The organism is Geovibrio thiophilus (genome assembly GCF_004087915.1).
Lineage (GTDB): Bacteria > Chrysiogenota > Deferribacteres > Deferribacterales > Geovibrionaceae > Geovibrio > Geovibrio thiophilus.
Genome location: NZ_CP035108.1, coordinates 348629 through 370390, shown reverse-complemented (window position 1 = coordinate 370390; position 21762 = coordinate 348629). Strand labels below are relative to the sequence as shown.

Below are 21762 nucleotides of genomic sequence, written 5' to 3'. Positions count from 1 at the left end.
GCCCCTCAAAAAGGCTCCCTTTTTTATTTGATTTTTATACCGTCAGGAGTTAATTCCAGAACGCCGTAGCCGCCTGTTGTTTTCCTGAGAAAGCCGTACATCCCTTTTCCGTTGAAGGCAGTGAGAATCTCGTCAGTGATTTCCTCAGGATCGATATTTCCGTATTTTTCAGGGTATGCCGACTTCGCCATGAGAAAGGCATTGACATACAGCATCTCAGGATTGCTGAAATAGCTTGTATGCGGCAGAAGCAGGAAGACCTGCCCGTTTCGGAAAGCCCTCAGCCTTGCGTAAAACTCAGGATTTTTCCTTACGTCATCAGCAATAAGAGAGAGCCCGTTGCCGTCTATGAAAATAATTTCGGGGTTCTTCGCCAAAACATATTCCCTGTTAACGAAAAACTGCCCTCTTTTTTTCTCCGCATCAGTAATATTCTTTATCCGCGCCAGCTTCATGGGCAGAAAATCCGCCGCAGTGCTGTTAAGCCCCTGATTCCCTTTGAAGGATATGCCGCCGAGATAGGCTTCTGCGTCTTTCCCGGGCGCATAGCTCAGCTTGGCGGGCAGGCTTTTTATATAGGAGATAAGCTCCTCAGCCCGTTCCTGCCTGCCGAGAACTTCGGCTGTAAGCCCGATTGAGCGGAAGAACACATCCTGATCGAAGTTCGGCATTCCGTAACTTACGGCAACAACAGGGATACTCAGCTTACGCTGAATAAGGTCGGGTTCGCCCCTGTCTGTTGAAACAATAAACACAACATCGGGCTTAAGGCTGATTATCCTTTCGTAGTTCGGAATGCGGACTGCGCCCGCCTTACCGATCACAGGGAGATCCTTCACCATCTCGAAATTAGCCTGAACATACGGTTTGGTGGAATCCGCCGTTTTCTCCACATCCTCAACGCCCACGGCAAGCTTCTGCGCATGAAGATAGGTTACAAACGACATGCTGCTGCCAAGGGCTATAATCCTTTCTACATTGTCCGGCACAGTGACGGTACGCCCGAATATGTCTGTCACCGTCTTAGCCCATGACTGAGAAGCTAGCAGCAGGGCAACAAGACAGATTATCAGACGTGCCATACGATCATCTCTATGCTGTAAGCGGTGCGCTCGATATATTTACCCGTCTCATCCATCGCAGGCTTGATGTTCTCCGCAAGTATCTCCTCATCCGGTTCTATATTATAGAGAGAGAGCATGTCACGGCAGCTTGCGGCAGCCTCTTCATAGGTTCGGGGAACAGCCCATTCCCCGCTGACAAGGCTGGTGGTGTATTTTATTCCTCTTTCCTCAAGGTAGGCACGCATTCCGGGCGCGTCATGAAACTTCTTCGGGGTTATGCCGTAATGCCTGTACAGCCCTGCCGTCATGTTCATCTCTGTGCGATCCGCAAAACCCATGTATACAACCCAGCCTCCGGCATGCTCCATAACCTTAGCCCTGCCTTCCTCAGACTGCACAGCGGGAGTCATTGAGCAGAAGACAACGTCATATTTTTTATCCGGCTTGAACTCCAGCCAGTCGCCAAGGAATGTATCTATATTATTGATACCCTGCGCTGACGCGTCCTCTTTAAGGATGCGCAGCATCTCGCTTGATATGTCCGTTGCGGTTACATGCTTTGCATCCTTCCCCAGACGGATGGTGTACATGCCGCTTCCGCAGCCGACATCGAGAATATCCGCATCCTTGAACACAACTCCGTGCTCACGGGCTCTGTTCAGCATACCCGCTTCATAGTTATCCTCCTTCTCCTCATATCTGGGGAAGGTTTTCGCTTTATTATTCCAGAACTTTTCCTGCTGCTCCCGTGTTTTTACAAAGTCCATTTTATGCTTGCCCCCATATTGAAGCCCATGGCGGGATAACCCCATGTCTCCTCATATTCCTTGTCAGTGAGGTTTTCACCGTATATTTCAAACACCGTATGTTCATCCAGCCTGTAACGGAAGCTGGCGTCAACCGTGGTGTAGCCCCCGAGTTCGCCTTTTGAGAGAGTCGCCGTATTTACAGTATAGAGCCTCTTGCCAGTATAGTTAAGCCCCATGTCCAGAGTAATTTTCTCCGTAATATCCCAACTGATTCCCGCTGAAGCCTTTACATCAGGAATATAGTCCACTTCCTCAAGCACTCCGTCCGGATCAGAGGGATCGTTCTTTTTCTTGGTCTGCTGGTAAGTTCCGCTCAGCCGCCCGCTGAGTGAGCGGGTTATATCGTACGAACCGTCCGCAGTCGTTCCGTAAAATTCAGCGTCCGTATTATACGCCGCCCAAGCCTGATAACTCTGAGAGCGGTTAACATACACAGCCTTGTGCAGTATATAGTCCTCAATATCATAATAGAAGGCGGAAAACTGAACTCTGCCTTTTCCGGAAAAGGTATGACTGTAAGCGGCATCGATACCTGTGGCTGTTTCCGGCTTCAGTTCTCTGCCGATGAGATAAGGCACGTTCACTGTGCTGTCGTCAGAACTCGCCTGAGAGTTCCACCAGAGCTCAGGCAGGGTAGGGGTTCTGTAGTTCTGGTAAACGAACACTGACACTTTGTCATTTGGCGTCAGGACATATGTAAGCCCGACCTTAGGCGTGGCTTTTCCGTCCTCATAGTTTACGTCACCGCTTTTGGCATCATATCTATCGTAGCGCATGCCGAAATCCGCCGTAAGCCTGTCTGTAACCCTGTAGCTGTCAGATATGAAGAAGCCGTAAACATCCGCCTCCGAACCGCTGCTTCCCGCCATGGTTCCCGTCCACTGGTTTGCTCCCGCTTTGTTGTAGTTGGTGTCAACATAGCGGACATCTATGCCGCCGGATCTCAGCGCCTTTGCCTCGGCTCCGGCTGTGAGAGTGTGCTTTTCAAGTTCCCCGACGGTTTTCAGCTTGTAGCCGTAACTTCTGTCCACCTCAATCTTTCTGTCCAGAACAAGCTCACCCTCTGAGGTGAGAGAGGGGTCAAAATCATTGGGGTTTGCGGTCAGTATCTGAAGCCTTGAAGCAACATCTGCGTAGTTTTTCTCATAGCGGTCTTCGTAGTTTTTATACGCCATAGCCTCAATGTAGACGTTGTCGCTTAAGGGCTGAATATATGTGATGTCCAGCATATGCCTTATCTTATCCCAGTAGGCGCCGTCACCTATAACGCTCATTGAGGGTGTGGGTGAGCCGCCTGCGAAATATTCGCCGCTGGCTGTCGGGTAGTTGCTGTCGATAGGGGTATTGAAGCCGGGCAGGGAAGAATCCGAGTCAGATGCTGGTGCGCCGTCGTCCCTGTTGGAGCGTATAAGCCCTCTTGTCGTCTTGCTGTATTTGTAACCGAGAATGACTTCTCCCCGCCAAGGGAGGCTCAGATAAAACTTAGGGTTTATATGCAGGGACTCATAATCGTTGTTTCTGAGATAAGCTTCCGCCTCCTGATGGCTCACGCCCAGACTCACACCCAGACTGCCGAACCTTTTGGCAAAGCTGCCCCGTACGTTATGATAGTCGCTGGCATCATCCCAGCCGCCCATAGTTGCATAAACGGACGCTGACGCATCCTTTGACGGGCGCTTGGTGTAGGCGTTGATCACTCCGCCCAAGGCGTTATTGCCGTATTCCGCCGAGCTGCCGCCCTTAATAATCTCTATTCTTTCTATATTATCGAGTGGTATAGTGCCAAAATCTATATAATTGCCTCCGACATTTCCTGTGGAGCTTATGCTTCTGCCATCAAGGTTAAGCATGATTCTTTTGCTCTCCATGCCTCTTATGGAGATAATGTCACCGCTGTCTCCGAAGGCGGTCTTGCGCTTGAAGGAGATCTCGGGATCCTTCACAAGAAAATCGGCTATGTTGCCGCTTCTGTTCTTCTCTGCGACCTTCTGTTCTGAAATATTCAGGTTGGAATCTGCCGCAGAATCCGCCGTGACCGAGACTTCATCCAGATAAATTGTTGTACGCATAAGGTTTTCATCCGCCATAACAGGACAGAGTGTTAACAACACAGCGCACATGCTTAAAAGAAATTTTTTCAAAACTACCTCCCTAAAAAGTAACTGTAAATCCATCAATAGCACGATTAATAAAATTCATAACACCAAATCAAAATTAAAGTCAACAGCAAGTAGCACGATACTAATAATTCGTAGCACATCGAAATACAAAGGCAGGGTAATAAAAAGGATCATTTAATGGACATTAAACATTTTTACGGCTAACATTAGGCGGACAATAATAAACATAAAGAGTATTAAATATATGAGAGTTTTTTATCTTCCTGTCGCCAGCATAGCCCTTTTCGCAGCAGTTCTGTTCTTCCCGAGAGTCGGCGGGCTGTTCATTCCTTTTTCGCCGCTGCTTCTGCTGCTTTATCTTGCGGAGCCGGCGAGAGAGAAAATTTCAGATATACTTTTTCTGGTGCTGGTGGGTCTTTGCGCCGCTTTTGAGCCTTTCATAAGCGCCTATTACGCAATGACCGTTATCTTCACCGCATTCATGATTTACCGCTGGCAGAACAAGCCGGAGTCAAACTGGCTGCCAGTTGCCGCATCTCCCATTCCGGCGTTCATTCTTTCCGCAGTATTTGTTTTCTTTACGGACAGCATGCGCAGCTCGCTCACGGAGAATGTGACAGAGATTCTGAAAGTCCTTGTGGAGGCGGCTAAAAAAGCGCCCGAAACCGGAGCGGCGTCTTATGCCGCAGTCGTCGAGAAGAATATGGACTTGGCGGCACTTTCTCTCGTTTTGATCTTCCCGGGGATAATCTTCCTCACCTCCGTGCTTGTGGCTTATTTCACCAAGACCTTCTTTTACAAGATAAAAAAGCAGGAGCATGAGGTCTTCCGCCTGCCTGACAACCTTGTGTGGGTTATGCTCGCGGGGCTTGCATTCTTCTTCATGGGTGATGTATACATGCGCTCCGTGGCGTTCAATACGCTGCTTGTGTTCGGCGGACTGTACTTCATTCAGGGATTTGAGGTTCTGCGTCGCTGGGTACACAGGTTCAGGCTGGCTGGCATATTCAAGGCTGTAATCTACATCATCATATTCTCTGAGCCGCCCCTTATGCTGGCGCTTGCCCTAGTGGGACTGTTCAGCATATGGTTCAACTTCTTCGGCAAACCGAAACAGGATGAAACGGGATCCTGATATGCTCCCCGGGAAGAAATACGCCACGCTTATTTCTGTAAACACCGCTGTTATGCTCGCCGTTGTAAAGCTTATAGGCGGCGCGGCTACCGGCTCGGTCTCTGTTCTCGCCTCCGCTGTGGACTCCATACTGGACGTGGGTTCCTCCACGGTAAACTACTTCGCCATCAGGCAGTCCGAACAGCCGCCGGACAACGACCACCGCTACGGACACGCCAAGTTTGAATCCCTTGCCTCACTTATTCAGGCTGGGGTGATCACCCTCTCCGGTCTCTACATTCTATACGAAGCCTACAGGCGCTTTGAAAGCGGCAGAATCGTCAAAAGCGTGGAAGGCGGCATATGGGTGATGCTGTTCTCTCTGGTTGTTACCTTCGCGCTTGTTATCTTTCTGCGGAAGGTCGCAAAGAGTGAGAACTCCTCTATACTTAAAACCGAGTCGCTGCATTACGAAATAGATCTTCTCACCGGCGCGGGGGTGCTGCTGGGGCTTGTTGTTGTCAAATACACCGGCATAAATGCCGTTGACCCGTTCATATCCGTTCTGATAGCCTTAAAGACTGTCTATTCCGCACTTGTTCTCGGCAAGGAAGTGTCGGAAGACCTTGTGGATAAGGCGCTGGACGTTGAGGATCTGTCAAAAATCCGAGGTGTACTAAAGCGGTACAATTGTGTTATAGTCGGTTGGCATAAGCTGCGCACCCGCAAAGCGGGAGCGGAAAAATTCGCCGATCTGCATGTTCAGGTCAACAGGCACCTCAGCGTGGAAGACGCCCATATGATTGCGGATATGATTGAAAACGAAATTTCAGAAACTTTGGGCGGCGCCGATGTTCAGATACACATTGAGCCATGCGAAGACAAATGCGCGCACAAGGCTTGCGCACTCTGCGACACAGAAATCAGGAATGAAATAAACAGGCTTAAAAGCAAATAATCAGGGGGTATTAATGAGTATTTTCATGGAAAACATGATCGCTGAACGCCTCGGCGGAAAGATGTTCGGCAAGGACACTACAATCTACAAATTCGAGAAGATCAAAAGAGCTAAAAGGGCGGCAATCGAAGCCAACCCCAACATCGAGCTTATCGACATGGGCGTGGGCGAGCCGGATGAAATGGCAGATGCCTCTGTTGTTGAAACCCTTTGCACCGAAGCGAAAAAGAGAGAGAACAGATTCTACTCCGACAACGGCATTCAGGAATTTAAGGACGCTGCGGCTAAATATATGAAGAACCGCTTCGGCGTTGACATAGACCCGGGTACGGAAGTAAACCACAGCATAGGTTCCAAACCTGCCCTTGCCTTCGTTCCTCTCTGCCTTATCAACCCCGGCGACGTGGCACTTATGACTGTTCCCGGCTACCCTGTTTCAGGCACAATCACAAAGTACCTCGGCGGTGAGGTTTACAACCTCAAACTTACGAAAGAGAATAACTTCCTCCCCGATCTGGACTCCATACCCGCGGACATCCTGAAAAGGGCGAAATTCCTTTATATGAACTACCCCAACAACCCCACGGGAGCCCTCGCGCCCTTATCATTCTATGAGAAGGTTGTTGAGTTCGCAAAGAAGAACGATATAGCCGTTATCTCCGACGCCGCATACATAGAGCTTACATACGGTGAAAAACAGCCCTCCTTCCTCAGCGTTCCCGGAGCGAAAGAAGTAGGCATCGAAATCCACTCACTCAGCAAATCATACAACATGACAGGCTGGAGAATGGCTTTCGTATGCGGCAACGAACACCTTGTAAAAGCATTCGCCACAGTTAAGGACAACAACGACTCAGGTCAGTTTATCCCGATCCAGAAGGCAGCCGCCTACGCTCTGGAAAACACTGCGCTCATAGAGAGAATCACAGAGAAATACTCACGCAGGCTTAAGGCTCTGGCGGCTGTTCTGCGCAGGCACGGCTTCTTCGTGAACGAGCCCAAAGGAACCTTCTACCTGTATTTTGAAATCCCCAAGGGAACAGCCTCCGGCAAAAAATTTGAAAGCGGCGAGCAGTTCTGCGACTATATGATCAGAGAAAAATACATCAGCTCCGTTCCGTGGGATGACGCAGGCAACTTCCTCCGCTTCACTGTCACCTTCATAGCCGACACGCCGGAAGAGGAAACAAGAATAATAAACGAAATCGACAGACGCTTAGGCGAAGACAAGTTCGTATTCTAAACCAAACACAAAAGGCTCCCTTCGGGGAGCCTTTTTTCACCCCAGCATCATCCTCACTGCCGCTTCGGCGTGGAGCCTTGTTGTGTCGAAGAGCCTCAGCGGGCTGTCCTTCTGCTCCACAAGGAGCGGAATCTCCGTACAGCCGAGTATCACGCCCTGAGCGCCGTCTGCGCCGAGTTTTTCTATTATCTCTGTGAACCTATTTCTTGAGGAATCCCTGAAATCACCGAGGCAGAGCTCATTATATATCACATCGTGGACGAATTTTCTGTCTGCGGCATCCGGAACGATTACATCAAGTCCGAGTTTTTCCATCCGTCCCCTGTAGAAATCACGCTCCATGGTGAAGGCAGTGCCCAGAAGCCCCGCCCTTTTCACTCCAGCACTGAGAGCAGCCTCCGCCGCCGCATCGGTGATGCGCAGAAGAGGAATATCCAGCGATTCTTCCACCTCATCCGCCGAAATGTGCATGGTGTTTGTGCAGATCATTATGAAGTCCGCTCCCGCTCTCCGGAGCTTTTGAGCCTCATCAATCATCATCTCCGCGCCCTTTTCCCATTCACCCTTTGACTGAAGCAGCGCCACCTCACCGAAGTCCACGCTGTTTATGAGCATCTTCGCCGAATGCAGACCGCCGAGAGTGTTCTTGACACCCTCATTAATATACTTGTAGTAAAGAGCCGTAGATTCCCAGCTCATGCCGCCTATGAGACCCGCAGTTTTCATACATCACCTGACTTTTGACAAAATATTCATTTTTCAATAATAGCAGAAGCTTTTTGGATTATACTATCAAAAAGGGGGCGGAAGATGTTTGAAGCTGTGGAGCTGGGACAAAAAGTGAGCAAAGAGGAATTTGACGAAGCGCTGACCGATCTGCGCACAAGACTGATACAGGCGCAGACAGCATTCGCTAAGTATCCGGGTCCTCTGATCATAATACTCAACGGAATGGACGGCGCAGGCAAGGGCGAGCTGATGAACTATCTGGGCGGGCTGATGGATCTGCGGAACATTATCATAAAAACCTTCTGGCAGGAGAACGAGGCTGAAAAAAACAAGCCTTTCTACTGGCGCTACTGGATGAGCCTCCCCTACAGAGGACACATAGGCTTTTTCTTCGGCGCGTGGTACGCGGGGGAGATGCTGGAGGCAGCCAAGGGGAACACATCGACAGCAGAATATGAAAGGCGTATGAAGCGGGCGGCGACCTTTGAGTCCATGCTGGCGGACGACGGCGCGGTGTTTGTCAAATTCTGGTTTCACCTGAGCAGGAAAACATCCAAGAAGAAGACGGACGATCTGAAAAAGAAATTCGGCAAGGGCGAAATACTCGAACGTGCCATGTGGCACAGAGAAAAATATGACGCCATAGTGAAGGCAGCCGAACGGGGAATACGCCTCACAGACCATTCCAAGGCACGCTGGCACCTGATAGAAGCGGACGACAAACGCCACAGAACGCTTAAGGCACTCCGGATAATCGTGGAAACTCTCGAAGCCGCTGTAGCCTCCATTGGCGCAAAGCAGAAGACGGACAAGAAAACAGTGAGCCTTGCGCCCCCTGTTCTCTCCAAGGTGGATTTATCTTTGACAGCCGAGTATGAGGAATATAAAAAACGTCTGCCTGAAATGCAGGAGCGGCTGAACTCGCTGGCGTGGAAGGCATACGAAAAAAAGCGTTCGACCATAGCGGTGTTTGAAGGCTGGGACGCGGCAGGGAAGGGGAGCGCCATCCGCAGGATTGTGCAGGGCACGGATATACGCCTCGCCAGCGTAATCTCCATTGCCGCGCCAACGGATGAGGAAAAGGCGCATCATTACCTCTGGCGGTTCTGGCGGCACATCCCCTCCGCAGGCTTCATCACGGTATACGACCGCTCATGGTACGGGCGGGTGCTTGTGGAGCGTGTTGAGAAATTCGCCGCCGAGAACGAATGGTCACGCTCATTTGAGGAGATAAACGACTTTGAGGAGCATCTCACGGAAAGCGGGATAATTCTCGTCAAGTTCTGGGTGCACATAGATATGGAAGAGCAGCTTAAGCGCTTCAAGGAACGGGAGAATCTTCCGTGGAAACAGTATAAAATCACCGATGAGGACTGGCGCAACAGAGAAAAATGGGATATGTATGAGCAGGCGGCGAATGAGACGATAACCCGCACAAGCACAGGGCATGCGCCGTGGAATCTTATCGCGGGAAACGATAAAAAATACGCCCGCCTTAAGATACTGGAAACCATGTGCAGAGCAATGGAGGAAAAACTGTGACTAATTACGAAAAAATACTGGAGCAGATTACCGCTCATGCCGCGGATTACGCTCTGAGAATTGTTGCCGCAATCCTTATATTCTACTTCGGGAAATACATAGCGAAGTTTCTCTCAAGGGTCGCTCACAGAGGCATGAAGAAAACCCACATGGACGAAACCCTTGCCGGCTTCCTCAAAAACGTCATATACGCCATGCTTTTCGCCGTGGTTATCATAGCCTCCCTCAACTCCCTCGGAGTGCAGACGACATCTCTCGTCGCAGTTATGGGCGCCGCCGGACTCGCTGTGGGTCTCTCATTAAAAGATCAGGTGGCTAACTTCGGCGCGGGGGTGCTCATCGTGATGCTCCGCCCCTTCAAAGTCGGCGATATAGTGACCACAGCCGGACAGACAGGCTCTGTGCTGACGATTCAGGTCTTTCAGACCATACTCAAAACCTTCGACAACCTTACGATAATGATCCCAAACTCAAATGTCATGAACGGCGAAATAATAAACTTCTCGCTTCAGGGCACAAGAATGATACCCCTTGTTATAGGCATAAGCTACGGCAACGACATCAAAAAAGCCAAGGACATAATGCTTGAAACAATGAGCGCCCATGAAAAAGTTCTCAAAGATCCGGCGCCCTCAGCAGGGGTTCTTGAACTGGCGGACAGCTCCGTGAATCTGTTTGCCCGTTCATGGGTGGAGACAGGAGACTGGTGGAATGTTAAGGCTGATCTGCTTGAAGATATTAAGATAAACCTCACAAAAGGCGGCATCAGCATCCCCTATCCGCAGATGGACATATACATTCATAAACCGGAAGAAGAAGCTTGAGAATACTTCATGTAGACACAGGAAAGGAATGGAGAGGCGGGCAACGACAGGCTCTCTTCCTCCACCACGGGTTGATAGAGCACGGGCATGAAAGTCTTATGGTTTGCAGCCCCGAAGGGGAGCTGATAAAGCGTGCGGAAAATACGGAGTCTCTATGCTTCCGCAGTGAGGCTGATCCAACCTACATTTTCCGTCTGCTGAAAATAATCAGGCGGTTTAAACCCGATATTGTCCATTCACACGACAGCCATTCACTCACTCCCTGCATTGCCGCGTCATGGCTGAACGACTCCTTTAAGCTTGTCCACACCCGCAGGGTTGACTTTACGCTTAAGAAAAAACTCTTCAATAAATACAGAAGCAGCCGTGTAAACCTTGTCGCCATAAGCAAAGCCATAAAAAATATAATGGCAGACAGCGGCATCCCGCAGGAGCGCATAAGCCTGATCTACAGCGGCTCAGACAAGCCCAAAGCTTTTAACACGGCGCTTGCGGCGGAGATTCGGTCAAGGCTGAATCCGCAGGGAAAAACGGTGATCGGAACCGTGGCGAACTTCTCCGATCACAAGGATTATCCGACACTTCTCAGGGCTTTCGACAGGCTCTGCGGGCAGCGACAGGATGTGCTCCTCCTCCCCGTTGGTGACGGTCCGATGTTCGGGGAGATAAAAGCGCTTGCGGATACACTGAAATGCAGAGAAAACATAGTCTTCACGGGTTTCTGTCCAGACGTACCGGAGATGCTCTCCATCATGGATATATTCACCATGACCTCAAAGACTGAAGGACTCTGCACCTCTATAATTGATGCCATGAACGCCTCTCTGCCCACTGTGGCGACAAGAGCAGGAGGAATACCGGAGCTTGTGAGTGACGGCGAAACGGGCTATCTCTGCGGCATAGGGGATGATGCGGCGCTGGCAGCGGCATACGGCAGACTTCTGGATAATGAAAGCCTGCGGAGCACCATGGCAGAAAACGCATTCGGACGGGCTTATGACTTTTCAGCCGAAAAAATGGTTCTCTCATATATAGACCTGTACAAAAACCTCCTGAAATGAGCGGACTTTACATACATCTGCCCTTCTGCCGCAGAAAGTGCCTCTACTGCGGATTCATGTCTCTTGACGTATATGATGAAGCTCTGATCGGCAGGTACTTTGACGCGCTCCTTGCGGATCTGGCGCATACAGGCAAAACCGCCTTTGACACGATGTACATCGGCGGCGGCACACCTAGCGCCGTTCCCGCCGGACTTCTGGACAAATTTCTGGAAAGCCTCTTCAGATCCGTCAGCATAGCGGGGGAGTTCACTGTTGAGGCTAACCCCGAATCACTGTCCGCCGATTTTCTGAAAGCAATAAAAACCCACGGCACAAACAGGCTGAGCATGGGCTGCCAGAGCACGGACGATGATGTGCTGAGGCTTCTTGGCAGGCTGCATGACCGCAGGGCAGTTTTTTCCGCATACGATCTCACAAGAAAGCATCTACCCGATGCGGACATCAATCTTGACCTGATATTCGATATACCCCAAGCACCGCCGGAAGCGGCACGCAGAAGCATGGAAGAGATATGTGCCCTCAAGCCCGAGCATATATCCGCCTACTCATACTCCTTCGACACGGGTTATCTGAGCGAAAAAGGTGAGGTGACAGACAGCATGTTCCTTGAAGTAAAGTATTTCCTCGGTTCAAGGGGCTACGCCAAATACGAAATATCCAACTTCTCGCAGAAAGGGCATGAGAGCGGGCACAACATAAACTATTGGGAGCTTGGGGATTTCACAGGCATAGGAGCTTCGGCGTGGTCCCTTCAAAACCATCCGGACAAGCGAATCCACAGAGGTAAAACGAAAGATGTGAACATTTACCTTGCCGAGCCGTCATCCTATGATGAAATATCAGTCACGGAGCAGGCTGATCTGGTCAAGGAAGCCGTGGTTTTCGGATTGAGAATGACGGAAGGGGTTGACATAACCGCTCTTTCAGCATTTTATAACCTCAGGGATTTTGAGCTTGAAGAAAAAATAAGCCGCCTGTGCGGCGAGGGTCTTTTGGAATGGAAAAAAGGGAAAATCGCGTTAACGGAAAAAGGGGAATTGCTTGGGGATTCTGTATCGGAGTTTTTATGGTAGCCCTCACAGCGCTGACCCCCTTTAACCAAGCCGACGCAGGCTGCGCCGGTGACTGCATGACATGCCACCAGAACCTTGCAAACAGCAAAGAGCATCAGCCTCTCAAAACCTGCATCCAGTGCCACGAACCCTCCGAGAAGAAGACCTTCCTCCCCGCAGCCTCTGCGGACGGATGCGGAACCCGCTGCTTTGACTGCCACAACCAGTGGCCTGCGGACGGCTGGCACGCCCCCCTTGATAAATGTTCCGAGTGCCATAAGGTCTCGGCGAATATCCTGAACAGGTAGATATTTTTATCGGATTCATCACTTTCACTCAATAATGTGCAGTATTTGGTCGATAAGTGGTCTAGAGATGCTCGTTGACAGGATCCATACATTATGTTTAACTTTTGTATAAATTATCTCGGGGTTTATAATGGAAAATTTAGCTGAAATTGTATTAAATATTGTCCATGAACTAGGCCAAAAAGGATTTAATACTGGCAGAACAAATATTCAGAAAATAGCTTTTTTTTCTTTTACTAAGACTAGGGATGAATATTTTGTACCTTACCACTACGGTCCATACAGTGAAGATATTCAAACAACTATTCACAGCCTTCAGTATAAAGAAATAATAGATTACGGAGACAAGGGGTATCAGACGAACCAACACAAAGAAAGTACTTATAACACAAACATTAAAGCAACTATTTCGTTTTTAGAGAGTAAGGGGCTCAAAGACTCAGTTAATAAAATTGCTTTACTCGCAAAAGTATTCTTCTTCTATAAAAAGAATAGCGCAAAAAACGATACAGAGTTGGTCGCAATGATTAAAACATTATCAAAATTCATGTGGCCGGAAGTGTCACAAAAAACAGAATCTGAACTGAAACGTTATATCACAATGGCAAAAGAATTGGATGCTGTTTTACAATAGGGCGATAAGTGCATTTATTTAACGGATATTGTTTAGATACAAAGTTTATACGAGATCCTATATACCAAACAATAGAGTTACCAAAAAAATTCTTACCAATAATTGATCATAAGCTTTTTCAAAGATTAAGATGGATAAATCAGCTCCCTCTTGAGCAATTAGTCTACCCATCTGCTGTACACTCAAGATTTGAACATAGTCTAGGCTCAATGTATCTTGCAATGATGGCTGCGACAAGCTTAATTCAATTTTCAAAAGAAAAACTAGAACTTGCTATGCGAGAAGATAGCGATTTTAAAGGCTTGTCATCACAAAATGCTAATCTTAACTTTATATTGTCAGCAGGAGCATGCGGTCTGCTACATGACATTGGTCACGCACCTTTCAGCCATACGCTTGAAGAAGCTTGTAAGTATGTAGCTGGTAGCAGTAGTTTTTTTTATGACCACGAAACTACTTCTCTATTTGTTGCTCAGAAAATAATTCAACACTCCGACTCACTTAAAAACGAAATATTTGTTAAAAAAACCATTAAAGTGCTCAATAAAAAATTAGAATATTCATCGGGAGACATATCCCCTGTTGAACAAATCTTACGTAAGCTTATTGATGGAAAAATTGATGTTGATAAAGGTGACTATGTTATCAGAGACTCATATCATTGCGGTACACCATATGGGGTATACGATATAGAACGATTATGGAGACACATCGCACTAAATGACAATTATGAATTAGCACCAAATCACAAAAGTGCAATTGAGGCATGGTCTTTACTGCTATGTAGATATAAAATGCACCAAAATGTTTATAAACATCATATCAGAAATATAACAGATGCTCTATTGATTGAAATAATTTCTGATGTAATAGAAAAAAGAACATACCAAGACTTAATACCTGTGAGCAGTAACGGTGATGTTTCTAATGAAAATCTTTTGACAAAATTCACTTTTTGGACTGACGACAATTTTATAAAAATACTCTATGACTTAGGAAGTCCTGGAATACAAGGAAAAATTGAGAATTTCAAACAAAGAAGTCTATATAAAAGAGACTTCTCAATTGATTTAATTACCTATGAAAACCTATGTAATAAAAAAAGTATCCCTACAATAATTTTAGAAGTGAAAAAAATTCAAAAAGAATTAGAAAAGCAAAACTGCAACTTTAACTTTATTGTTTATGTCCAGACCATTCCACCAGTACTTTCTAATGATGTACAAAACGAGATTAAAGTCATAGAAAACGACACCTCGATTGCTAAATTTTTAGGATTTGATACATCTGAGACAAAAGAAGCTACGCCAATCATTTGGATTTTCTCACCGCACAAAAGCCATACCAAAATGATACAAGATAAACTAGAAAATATTTTACAAAAACTAAATACTTCTCTCTACTCCTGATCCACCAGCCAGAGCCCCACGGCGGCAATGGTTATGCTGTGGGTTATCTCTCCCCGTTTCACCATTGCGAGAAGCTCTTCCCTCGTAAATTCCACAGGCTCGGTCTCTTCAAAGAGATCGTGGTGCATCACCCCGCCGTTTGTGCAGTTTTCCACGAGAAAGCAGTGGCAGGAGTTGGTCATGAAGGCAGGGTTGGGGTGCATAAGCCCCAGACTGCGGGCGGATTCGGACTTGTAGCCCGTCTCCTCCGCAAGCTCGCGCAGTGCGGCATCCGCCGTAATTTCGCCGTCATCCACAGCACCGCCGGGAAATTCATAGGTTACGCTGTCAGTACCGATGCGGAACTGGCGGACAAGCACAAGCTTCCCCTCAGCCGTAACGGGAACCGTTATCACCCAGTTTTTGATATTCACGACAGTGAAGGGCATGGAAGCCCCCGCACCGTCAAAATGATAATGCCTGTGCTCCACAGAGAGAACACGGTCGGCGAATTTTTTCTCTGTTCTTAAAAACCGCCAGCGGCTTTTCATCTAAAGGATAATCCCGCTGTCGCTTCTGCCCTTGGGAGCAGCCCCGCCGAGACCGCCCATTCCGCCGCCCGCCATGCGGATTCCGCTTTTGGCTTCGATGTATTTGTTTTTTATGTCCTCGGGGAACTCGGCGTAAACGTACATAACCTTGTCCCAGCCGATTTCACCGCCGATTTCGTCCTCGTAAGGAAAGCCGAAGGGGAGAATCGCTATCTGAATGCCTGAACCGCCCATGGGAACAGCCTGAACAACCGCAACATCCTTAAGCACGTTCTGTTCATCGTCTTTTACTCCTATACATGTATCGCCGCTCACTAATTTGACAAATTTAATATTTTCCATTTCAGCACCATACCTTTCGACTTATTTTCCATGTCTGTCCTGCATATTTTCTATAGTCTTTTGCGCAATAATTCAATGTGTTTTCCAACTTCCCCTGAAACGCCTGAAAGTAAGGCATTTCTAACACGCATTTTTGTATTGACAGCCTCAGGGCAAGATCATATGTTCGGAAAATATTAATGGAGGTGTGACATGGCTCATACAATTACTGACGCCTGTACCAACTGTGGTGTTTGCGAAGACGAATGCCCTGTAAACGCTATCTCTGAAGGTGAAGACGCTAGAGTGATCGATGCCGACGCCTGTACAGACTGCGGAGCTTGTGTAGAAGTTTGCCCTGTTGACGCAATCGAAGCATAATTAACCATTGCTGATAATTGCCCCGCATTCCGGGGCTTTTATTTTAACATAGAATACTACACCCGGAGTAGGATATGAACGTATTCAAATATCTAAAAGAAGAAATAAATACAATTTACCAGCGTGACCCCGCTGTCCGCAGCGTGGCGGAAATTATTTTTTGTTATCCGGGTTTCCACGCAATGCTTTTTTACCGTGTGGCAAACTGGTTCTGGCGCAATAAGCTCTACTTCTTAGGCAGGTTCACCTCTCACATCGGCAGATTTTTCACAGGGATAGAAATTCACCCCGGCGCCACAATAGGCAAGCGCTTCTTCATTGACCACGGAATGGGTGTGGTAATAGGGGAGACAGCCGAAATAGGGGATGATGTAACCATATATCAGGGCGTGACTTTAGGCGGAGTTAGTCTTAAGAAAGAAAAAAGGCACCCTACTTTAAAAAATAATGTTATAGTTGGTTCAGGTTCAAAGGTTCTGGGTCCTTTTACGGTGGGTGAAAACGCCAAAATAGGCTCAAATTCCGTAGTTGTGAAGGAAGTCCCCCCCAACGCCACTGTGGTGGGAGTCCCGGGCAGAGCCGTAGGTCAGCAGAAAGATGATAACATCAGCGCTCTGGATCATGATAAGCTGCCTGACCCTGTCGCAAAAGCGATTAGCTGCGTGGTCGCAAGGGTTGTGGAGCTTGAGAAAGAGATTCAGGAGCTACGAAAAAAGGCTGAAAGAACATGAAAATTACAACTAAAAGCAGATATGCCATAAGAGCGATTTACGCTCTTGTAGTTCTCGGCGGTGACAGAGACCCTGTTGCGCTTACCCAGATAGCCCAGATGGAGACCATTTCCAGAAAATATCTTGAGCAGATCTTCATTCAGCTCAAAAAATATAATATAGTCATCGGCTCAAGGGGAGCCGGCGGCGGCTACATGCTCTCCAAGGACGCATCAGTGATCACGGTGAAGGATGTTGTGATCGCAATGGACGGACCCATCAGCCCCGTAGACTGCACTGACGGAGAAGACTGCTCCAAATTCAGCACCTGCGCCATCAACTGGCTGTGGCTGGGATTGAAAAAAAATGTTGATAATTACCTTGAAAATATTACTATAGAAGACTTGAAGAAGCACGCTCTCGGAGGAAAAAATGCCAATTTATCTGGATTATAGCGCAACGACCCCTGTGGACAGGCGGGTTTATGAGGCTATGATTCCGTTTCTGACGGAAAAATACGCCAACCCCTCCAGCATCCACATTCTCGGCAGAGAAGTGCGGGAAGACGTTGAAAACGCCAGAGCCGTTGTTGCCTCCTATATCAAATGCGAACCGCACGAAATAGTGTTCACCGCCAGCGGAACATCATCCGACAACCTTGCCATCAAAGGCATGGCTGAGGCGCTGAAACATAAAGGCAAGCACATCATCACCACCTCTATAGAACACAAGGCGGTTCTTGAAACCTGCAAATCCCTCCAGAAGGCTGGGTTTGAAGTGACATATCTGCCTGTGAGCAAAAGCGGCGTTATCTCTGTGGATGATTTCAGAAAAGCCCTCAGACCGGACACAATACTTGTTTCCGTTATGCTCGTAAACAACGAAGTCGGTACTGTCCAGCCAGTTAAGGAGATAGCCTCCATCGCCAGAGAAAGAGGGATAATTGTCCACACAGACGCTGTGCAGGCTGTGGGCAAACTTTCCACCGACGTAAGCGAGCTCGGAGTTCAGCTCATGAGCTTCTCCGGACATAAGTTCAACGCTCCCAAGGGAATAGGCATCCTCTACATAGATGAAAACTTAAAAGACCTCATAATCCCCATAGTATGTGGCGGAAGTCAGGAATACGGGCTTCGCGCGGGCACTGAAAACGTGGCGAACATAGCCGCCGTGGCAAAAGCCCTTGAGATACTTGCGGCGGAAGGGGAAGAGGAAGTAAAAAGAGTACGCAGGTTCCGTGATATGTTCGAGCAGGAAATCCTTGCCCGTGTGCCTGATACATACATAAACGGCGCAGGCGCTGACAGAGTGTGCAGCGTATCGAACATAGCCTTCAGATACATAGAGGGCGAAGCCCTGATGGTTTACGCCAGCGAAGTATGCTGCTCAACAGGCAGCGCATGCACATCCGACAGCGTGGACGCATCTCACGTGCTTTACGCCATGAATGCCGACCCCGTGGATATGCACGGCTCACTCCGCTTCAGCTTCGGCAGGTTCACCACCGAAGAGGAAGTGAAAGCAGCCGTTGAGATGATCTGCACCAGCGCAAACAAACTCAGAGCTATGTCGCCTTTGGGCTGACAATGTGAATAAAAAGGCTGAAAGCCGGTTCGGAATCCGCGCCGGCTTAATAACCTTCTACTTTCTCCACTTCTCCACCCTTGGGGCAATCTTTCCCTATGCGGGCTATTTCTTCAAATCACGGGAGTTCTCAGGAACGGAAATAGGCATTCTCCTTGCGGTATTTCCTGTTATGAAGTTTCTTGCCACCTCTCTCTGGACTGAAATATACAGCAGAGCGCACAGCAAGACCCTCTTCGTGCGGGCTGCGGCGGTTATGTCCTCCGTCTCAATGCTGCCGCTCTTTTTCATGAACAGCTTTACCGCTGCTCTTGTCTGCCTCACCCTGTTCTCGCTTTTCAGAGTAGGGATAATCCCCGTTATGGACAACGCAGCCATGGGCTTCGCCGAAGAACACGGTACAGCCTACGGCAGAATGCGCCTGTACGGTTCGCTGGGCTTCACTGTATCAGCGGTTGTTTCCGGCATCGTCATAGACATGTTCGGCGCCTCCGCGTTCATCATACAGTTTACGGGGATGGGTCTTCTCTGCACCATCCCCGTGGGACTGATCCGCCTTGAGCACTGGACAAGGCTTCACCGAAGGGCGGAGAGTATACTCTTTGACCGAAACACGGTGGTTATGACCGTGATGCTCATTGTTTACCTCTCCTCAAACGCGTTTCACGGCAACTTTTTCAACATAAAGGTCAGCGAGGCGGGCGGTTCTCAGACACTGGCGGGATACATGTGGGCGGCTGGAGTGCTCTGCGAAATCCTGCTTCTTTACTTCACAGACAGCCTGCTGAAGAGGTTCAGCGCAAGGCAGGTGATGTTTTTCTCAGTGTTTATGGCGGTGATCCGCTACACTCTGACAGCGCTTACCGGCTCTCTGGCAGTGCTTTTCCTTGCCAACATGCTCCACGGCTTCACATACGGCTCGTTTCACGTGGCGGCGCTCACTTACTTCCGACGTGTTTTCGGGGCGGACAGGCAGCTTAAAGCGCAGAGCATCTATTCAGGGCTTGGCTTCGGGCTGGGCTCCGTGGGCGGTTCGTTCATTTCGGGCATTGCCTACGACCTCAGCGGCAGCACCGGGGTTTTCGCAGTAACCGCAGCGCTGTGCGCATTCTCAATGCTCCCCCTTCTGATCATGAAAACCGACAGATGAGTTGCAGTAAATCCCGAATAGGATATAATGTCCTGAGATTTTAAGGAGAACTTAAAAGCGATGAGCAAAACCAACACCCTGCTGAAGGAACTTGAGGAAGTAGCCGCCAAGCTGAACATCAAGGTGCGCTATGAACGCACCAAGGCTCGGGGCGGGCTCTGCAAAAAGGGGGAACAGTTTCTCATCATCATTGATAAATCCGCCGATCCCCATTACAAAACCGCCGTCATAGCCGAGGCGGTCAAAAAGTTTGACCTTGCGGATGTTTACATAAGCCCAAAGGCACGGGAAGCAATAGAAAGCGCCGACTAGGAAGAGAATGGGAAATAAAAAGCTCAACATAGATTTTGTCTACGATGTTCTGGAAGCCGAGTACGAAAGGCTGGAAAAACCCTCCGTAACCGCTCTGGCGGAGAAGAAGCGAGATCCCTTCAGGGTGCTGGTCAGCACAATTATATCCCTGCGCACGAAGGATGAGGTAACAGTCGCCGCCTCCGAACGCCTTTTCGCAGTTGCGGACACGCCGCAGAAAACCCTTGAACTTGATACGGAAATCATGGAGAAACTCATATTCCCCGCAGGCTTCTACCGCAACAAAACCAAAACAATTAAGGACATAAGTGCTATACTCATAGAAAAGTACGCAGGAAAAGTTCCCGCCGATATTGATGAACTCGTCAAACTCAAAGGAGTGGGAAGAAAGACAGCAAACCTAGTATTGGTAGAAGGTTTTCAGATACCCGCAGTCTGTGTGGACATACATGTTCACCGCATTTTCAACAGGCTGGGATACCTGAGCACCAAAGACCCCGACAAAACAGAGACAGAGCTCCGCAAGAGGCTCCCGCAGAAATACTGGATCAAGCTGAACGAAATGATGGTGACCTACGGCAAATATATCTGCCGCCCGGTTTCCCCCTTTTGTTCCGCTTGCAGGCTTTTTGAATGCTGTGATAAAGTCGGCGTCACCACAAGGAGGTAAGCCGTGGCGCACCGTATTGATGAAACAGATGTACAGATACTTAATCTTCTCGTTGAAAACTCGCGAATTTCCTATGCTGACATAGCGAAAGCAGTGGGGATGAAATCGCCCTCCGTCATAGAGCGCATAAAATGGCTTGAGACGGAAGGGATCATCACTGGCTACTCAACGCAGATAAACTATAAAAAACTCGGCTATGACATTCTCGCCTTCATCGGTATTTTCATTGATAACGCCGACAACATAGCGGACTTTGAGCACCACCTGAAAAAGCTTGGCAAAGAGATAATAGGCTGCCACCATGTGACAGGCGAATACACCATGCTTATCAAGGTCATAGTAAAAAATACAGAAGCGCTCAGCACGCTGATCAAAAAGCTCCGCAATACCCCGGGAGTAACGAAGACGAATACCATACTTGTTTTCTCCACCATACTCGACCGCTCAAGGATGCTTTGATAAAAGTCAGCGCCGTAATACCTGTTTACAACAGAACGGAAACCCTTAAAGACGCTGTGGAATCCGTTCTGTTTCAGGATTATTCCGACATTGAAATCATAGTTGTTGATGACGGCTCCGAAACCGATCTTACCGTTCCCCTCAAGCCTTACATGAATATGATCCGTTTCATCCGGCTGGAAAAAAACTCCGGCGTGAGCCGCGCCCGCAACGAGGGGATAAAAGCCGCTCGGGGTGATTTTATATCGTTTCTGGATTCGGATGATGTATGGCTCCCGTTTAAGATAAGCCATCAGATGGAAATGCTGGAACAGGAACAGACAAAGATCTGCCACACCAACGAATTCTGGTACAGGCAGGGAAAATTCATAAACCAGAGTAAAAAACACGCCCGCTGCGGCGGATACATCTTTCCGCAGATTCTGGACATATGCAGAATAAGCGACTCCTCAGTTATCATAGCGAAGGAAGTATTCGCGCGCACCGGAATGTTTGACGAAGGCATGCGCGTATGTGAGGACTATGACCTGTTTCTGCGCGTCGCGGCGCTGTATGAAGTGAGCTACAGCGAAAAAAAATGTATCATAAAAAGATCGGTGACAAACGATCAGTTAAGCGCGGCAATAAGCCATATAGAATCGGTACGGCTGGATTCGCTCCGCAATTTCATCTGTACTTTCAATAACTTACCCAAAGAATACCTGAGCGCCGCACTGGCGGAGATAAACAGAAAGGAACAGATTGTTAAATCAGGCTTAATAAAGAGATAAGCGGG

General features: G+C 48.5%; 25 protein-coding genes. 19 read left to right on the top strand and 6 right to left on the bottom strand.

The window, feature by feature from the left end:
• Nucleotides 1-23 precede the first annotated feature (23 nt).
• The 3 genes from EP073_RS01735 to EP073_RS01725 are packed head-to-tail and all read right to left on the bottom strand — an operon-like array spanning nt 24 to nt 4014.
• Nucleotides 24-1082 carry an ABC transporter substrate-binding protein gene (locus EP073_RS01735; protein ID WP_128465449.1) on the bottom strand — a complete coding sequence of 353 codons (1059 nt, stop codon included), beginning with the start codon at nt 1080-1082 and terminating at the stop codon, nt 24-26.
• On the bottom strand, nt 1070-1831 hold the full coding sequence (locus tag EP073_RS01730) for a class I SAM-dependent methyltransferase (RefSeq protein ID WP_128465448.1): 762 nt from the start codon (nt 1829-1831) through the stop codon (nt 1070-1072). Before EP073_RS01730 ends, EP073_RS01735 begins: the two co-directional genes overlap by 13 nt.
• A complete protein-coding gene (locus tag EP073_RS01725; RefSeq protein ID WP_206617485.1) occupies nt 1819-4014 on the bottom strand; it encodes a TonB-dependent receptor plug domain-containing protein in 2196 nt (731 codons plus the stop codon). The genes EP073_RS01730 and EP073_RS01725 overlap by 13 nt, the downstream gene beginning before the upstream one ends.
• Before the next feature lie 223 nt (nt 4015-4237).
• On the opposite strand from EP073_RS01725, the gene EP073_RS01720 reads away from it, so the two are divergent.
• From EP073_RS01720 to EP073_RS01710, 3 genes are read left to right on the top strand one after another with little or no spacing between them, the layout of a single operon-like run.
• The gene (locus EP073_RS01720) at nt 4238-5128 is read left to right on the top strand and encodes a DUF2232 domain-containing protein (RefSeq protein ID WP_128465447.1); all 891 of its coding nucleotides are present in this window, start codon (nt 4238-4240) and stop codon (nt 5126-5128) included.
• Nucleotide 5129: 1 nt separating this feature from the next.
• Nucleotides 5130-6065, top strand: coding sequence for a cation diffusion facilitator family transporter (locus EP073_RS01715; protein ID WP_128465446.1), 936 nt, complete (start codon nt 5130-5132; stop codon nt 6063-6065).
• Between the two features lie 13 nt (nt 6066-6078).
• Nucleotides 6079-7308, top strand: coding sequence for an LL-diaminopimelate aminotransferase (locus EP073_RS01710; RefSeq protein ID WP_128465445.1), 1230 nt, complete (start codon nt 6079-6081; stop codon nt 7306-7308).
• Between the two features lie 36 nt (nt 7309-7344).
• On the opposite strand, the gene EP073_RS01705 is transcribed toward EP073_RS01710, so the two are convergent.
• Entirely contained in the window at nt 7345-8034 is a 690-nt protein-coding gene (locus EP073_RS01705; RefSeq protein ID WP_128465444.1) for an aspartate/glutamate racemase family protein, read from the bottom strand.
• An 84-nt stretch (nt 8035-8118) separates the two neighbouring features.
• On the opposite strand from EP073_RS01705, the gene pap reads away from it, so the two are divergent.
• The 7 genes from pap (at nt 8119) to EP073_RS01670 (ending at nt 14870) form a co-directional block, all read left to right on the top strand.
• Entirely contained in the window at nt 8119-9579 is a 1461-nt protein-coding gene (pap, locus tag EP073_RS01700) for a polyphosphate:AMP phosphotransferase (RefSeq protein WP_128465443.1), read from the top strand.
• Nucleotides 9576-10403, top strand: a complete 828-nt coding sequence (locus EP073_RS01695; protein ID WP_128465442.1) for a mechanosensitive ion channel family protein — start codon at nt 9576-9578, stop codon at nt 10401-10403. Before pap ends, EP073_RS01695 begins: the two co-directional genes overlap by 4 nt.
• Entirely contained in the window at nt 10400-11464 is a 1065-nt protein-coding gene (locus EP073_RS01690) for a glycosyltransferase (RefSeq protein WP_128465441.1), read from the top strand. Before EP073_RS01695 ends, EP073_RS01690 begins: the two co-directional genes overlap by 4 nt.
• Nucleotides 11461-12540, top strand: a complete 1080-nt coding sequence (hemW, locus tag EP073_RS01685; protein ID WP_128465440.1) for a radical SAM family heme chaperone HemW — start codon at nt 11461-11463, stop codon at nt 12538-12540. Before EP073_RS01690 ends, hemW begins: the two co-directional genes overlap by 4 nt.
• Complete coding sequence (locus EP073_RS01680) at nt 12534-12827, top strand: hypothetical protein (protein WP_128465439.1); 294 nt, start codon at nt 12534-12536, stop codon at nt 12825-12827. Before hemW ends, EP073_RS01680 begins: the two co-directional genes overlap by 7 nt.
• A 130-nt stretch (nt 12828-12957) precedes the next feature.
• On the top strand, nt 12958-13461 hold the full coding sequence (locus EP073_RS01675; RefSeq protein WP_128465438.1) for a hypothetical protein: 504 nt from the start codon (nt 12958-12960) through the stop codon (nt 13459-13461).
• 8 nt (nt 13462-13469) lie between these two features.
• Nucleotides 13470-14870 carry an HD domain-containing protein gene (locus EP073_RS01670; RefSeq protein WP_128465437.1) on the top strand — a complete coding sequence of 467 codons (1401 nt, stop codon included), beginning with the start codon at nt 13470-13472 and terminating at the stop codon, nt 14868-14870.
• Here the strand turns inward: EP073_RS01670 and EP073_RS01665 are convergent.
• Nucleotides 14861-15400, bottom strand: coding sequence for an NUDIX hydrolase (locus tag EP073_RS01665; RefSeq protein WP_128465436.1), 540 nt, complete (start codon nt 15398-15400; stop codon nt 14861-14863). The genes EP073_RS01670 and EP073_RS01665 overlap by 10 nt on opposite strands.
• Nucleotides 15401-15742 carry a hypothetical protein gene (locus EP073_RS01660; protein WP_128465435.1) on the bottom strand — a complete coding sequence of 114 codons (342 nt, stop codon included), beginning with the start codon at nt 15740-15742 and terminating at the stop codon, nt 15401-15403.
• 192 nt (nt 15743-15934) lie between these two features.
• Between EP073_RS01660 and EP073_RS01655 the strand changes: the two genes are divergently transcribed.
• From EP073_RS01655 to EP073_RS01615, 9 genes are all read left to right on the top strand, one after another.
• Entirely contained in the window at nt 15935-16102 is a 168-nt protein-coding gene (locus EP073_RS01655; protein ID WP_128465434.1) for a 4Fe-4S ferredoxin, read from the top strand.
• A 74-nt stretch (nt 16103-16176) separates the two neighbouring features.
• Complete coding sequence (gene cysE / locus EP073_RS01650; protein ID WP_128465433.1) at nt 16177-16833, top strand: serine O-acetyltransferase; 657 nt, start codon at nt 16177-16179, stop codon at nt 16831-16833.
• Nucleotides 16830-17267 (top strand): RrF2 family transcriptional regulator, encoded by a 438-nt coding sequence (locus tag EP073_RS01645; RefSeq protein ID WP_128465432.1) that lies wholly within the window; start codon nt 16830-16832, stop codon nt 17265-17267. Before cysE ends, EP073_RS01645 begins: the two co-directional genes overlap by 4 nt.
• The gene (locus EP073_RS01640; RefSeq protein ID WP_128465431.1) at nt 17245-18396 is read left to right on the top strand and encodes a cysteine desulfurase family protein; all 1152 of its coding nucleotides are present in this window, start codon (nt 17245-17247) and stop codon (nt 18394-18396) included. Before EP073_RS01645 ends, EP073_RS01640 begins: the two co-directional genes overlap by 23 nt.
• A gap of 4 nt (nt 18397-18400) precedes the next feature.
• On the top strand, nt 18401-19546 hold the full coding sequence (locus tag EP073_RS01635) for an MFS transporter (RefSeq protein ID WP_128465430.1): 1146 nt from the start codon (nt 18401-18403) through the stop codon (nt 19544-19546).
• A 60-nt stretch (nt 19547-19606) separates the two neighbouring features.
• Nucleotides 19607-19858 carry a hypothetical protein gene (locus tag EP073_RS01630; protein WP_128465429.1) on the top strand — a complete coding sequence of 84 codons (252 nt, stop codon included), beginning with the start codon at nt 19607-19609 and terminating at the stop codon, nt 19856-19858.
• 7 nt (nt 19859-19865) lie between these two features.
• Nucleotides 19866-20528: an endonuclease III domain-containing protein gene (locus tag EP073_RS01625; RefSeq protein WP_128465428.1), complete on the top strand. Its 663-nt coding sequence runs from the start codon at nt 19866-19868 to the stop codon at nt 20526-20528.
• Between the two features lie 3 nt (nt 20529-20531).
• Nucleotides 20532-20987 carry an Lrp/AsnC family transcriptional regulator gene (locus tag EP073_RS01620; protein WP_128465427.1) on the top strand — a complete coding sequence of 152 codons (456 nt, stop codon included), beginning with the start codon at nt 20532-20534 and terminating at the stop codon, nt 20985-20987.
• Entirely contained in the window at nt 20984-21757 is a 774-nt protein-coding gene (locus tag EP073_RS01615; protein ID WP_241654027.1) for a glycosyltransferase family 2 protein, read from the top strand. The genes EP073_RS01620 and EP073_RS01615 overlap by 4 nt, the downstream gene beginning before the upstream one ends.
• Nucleotides 21758-21762 lie beyond the last annotated feature (5 nt).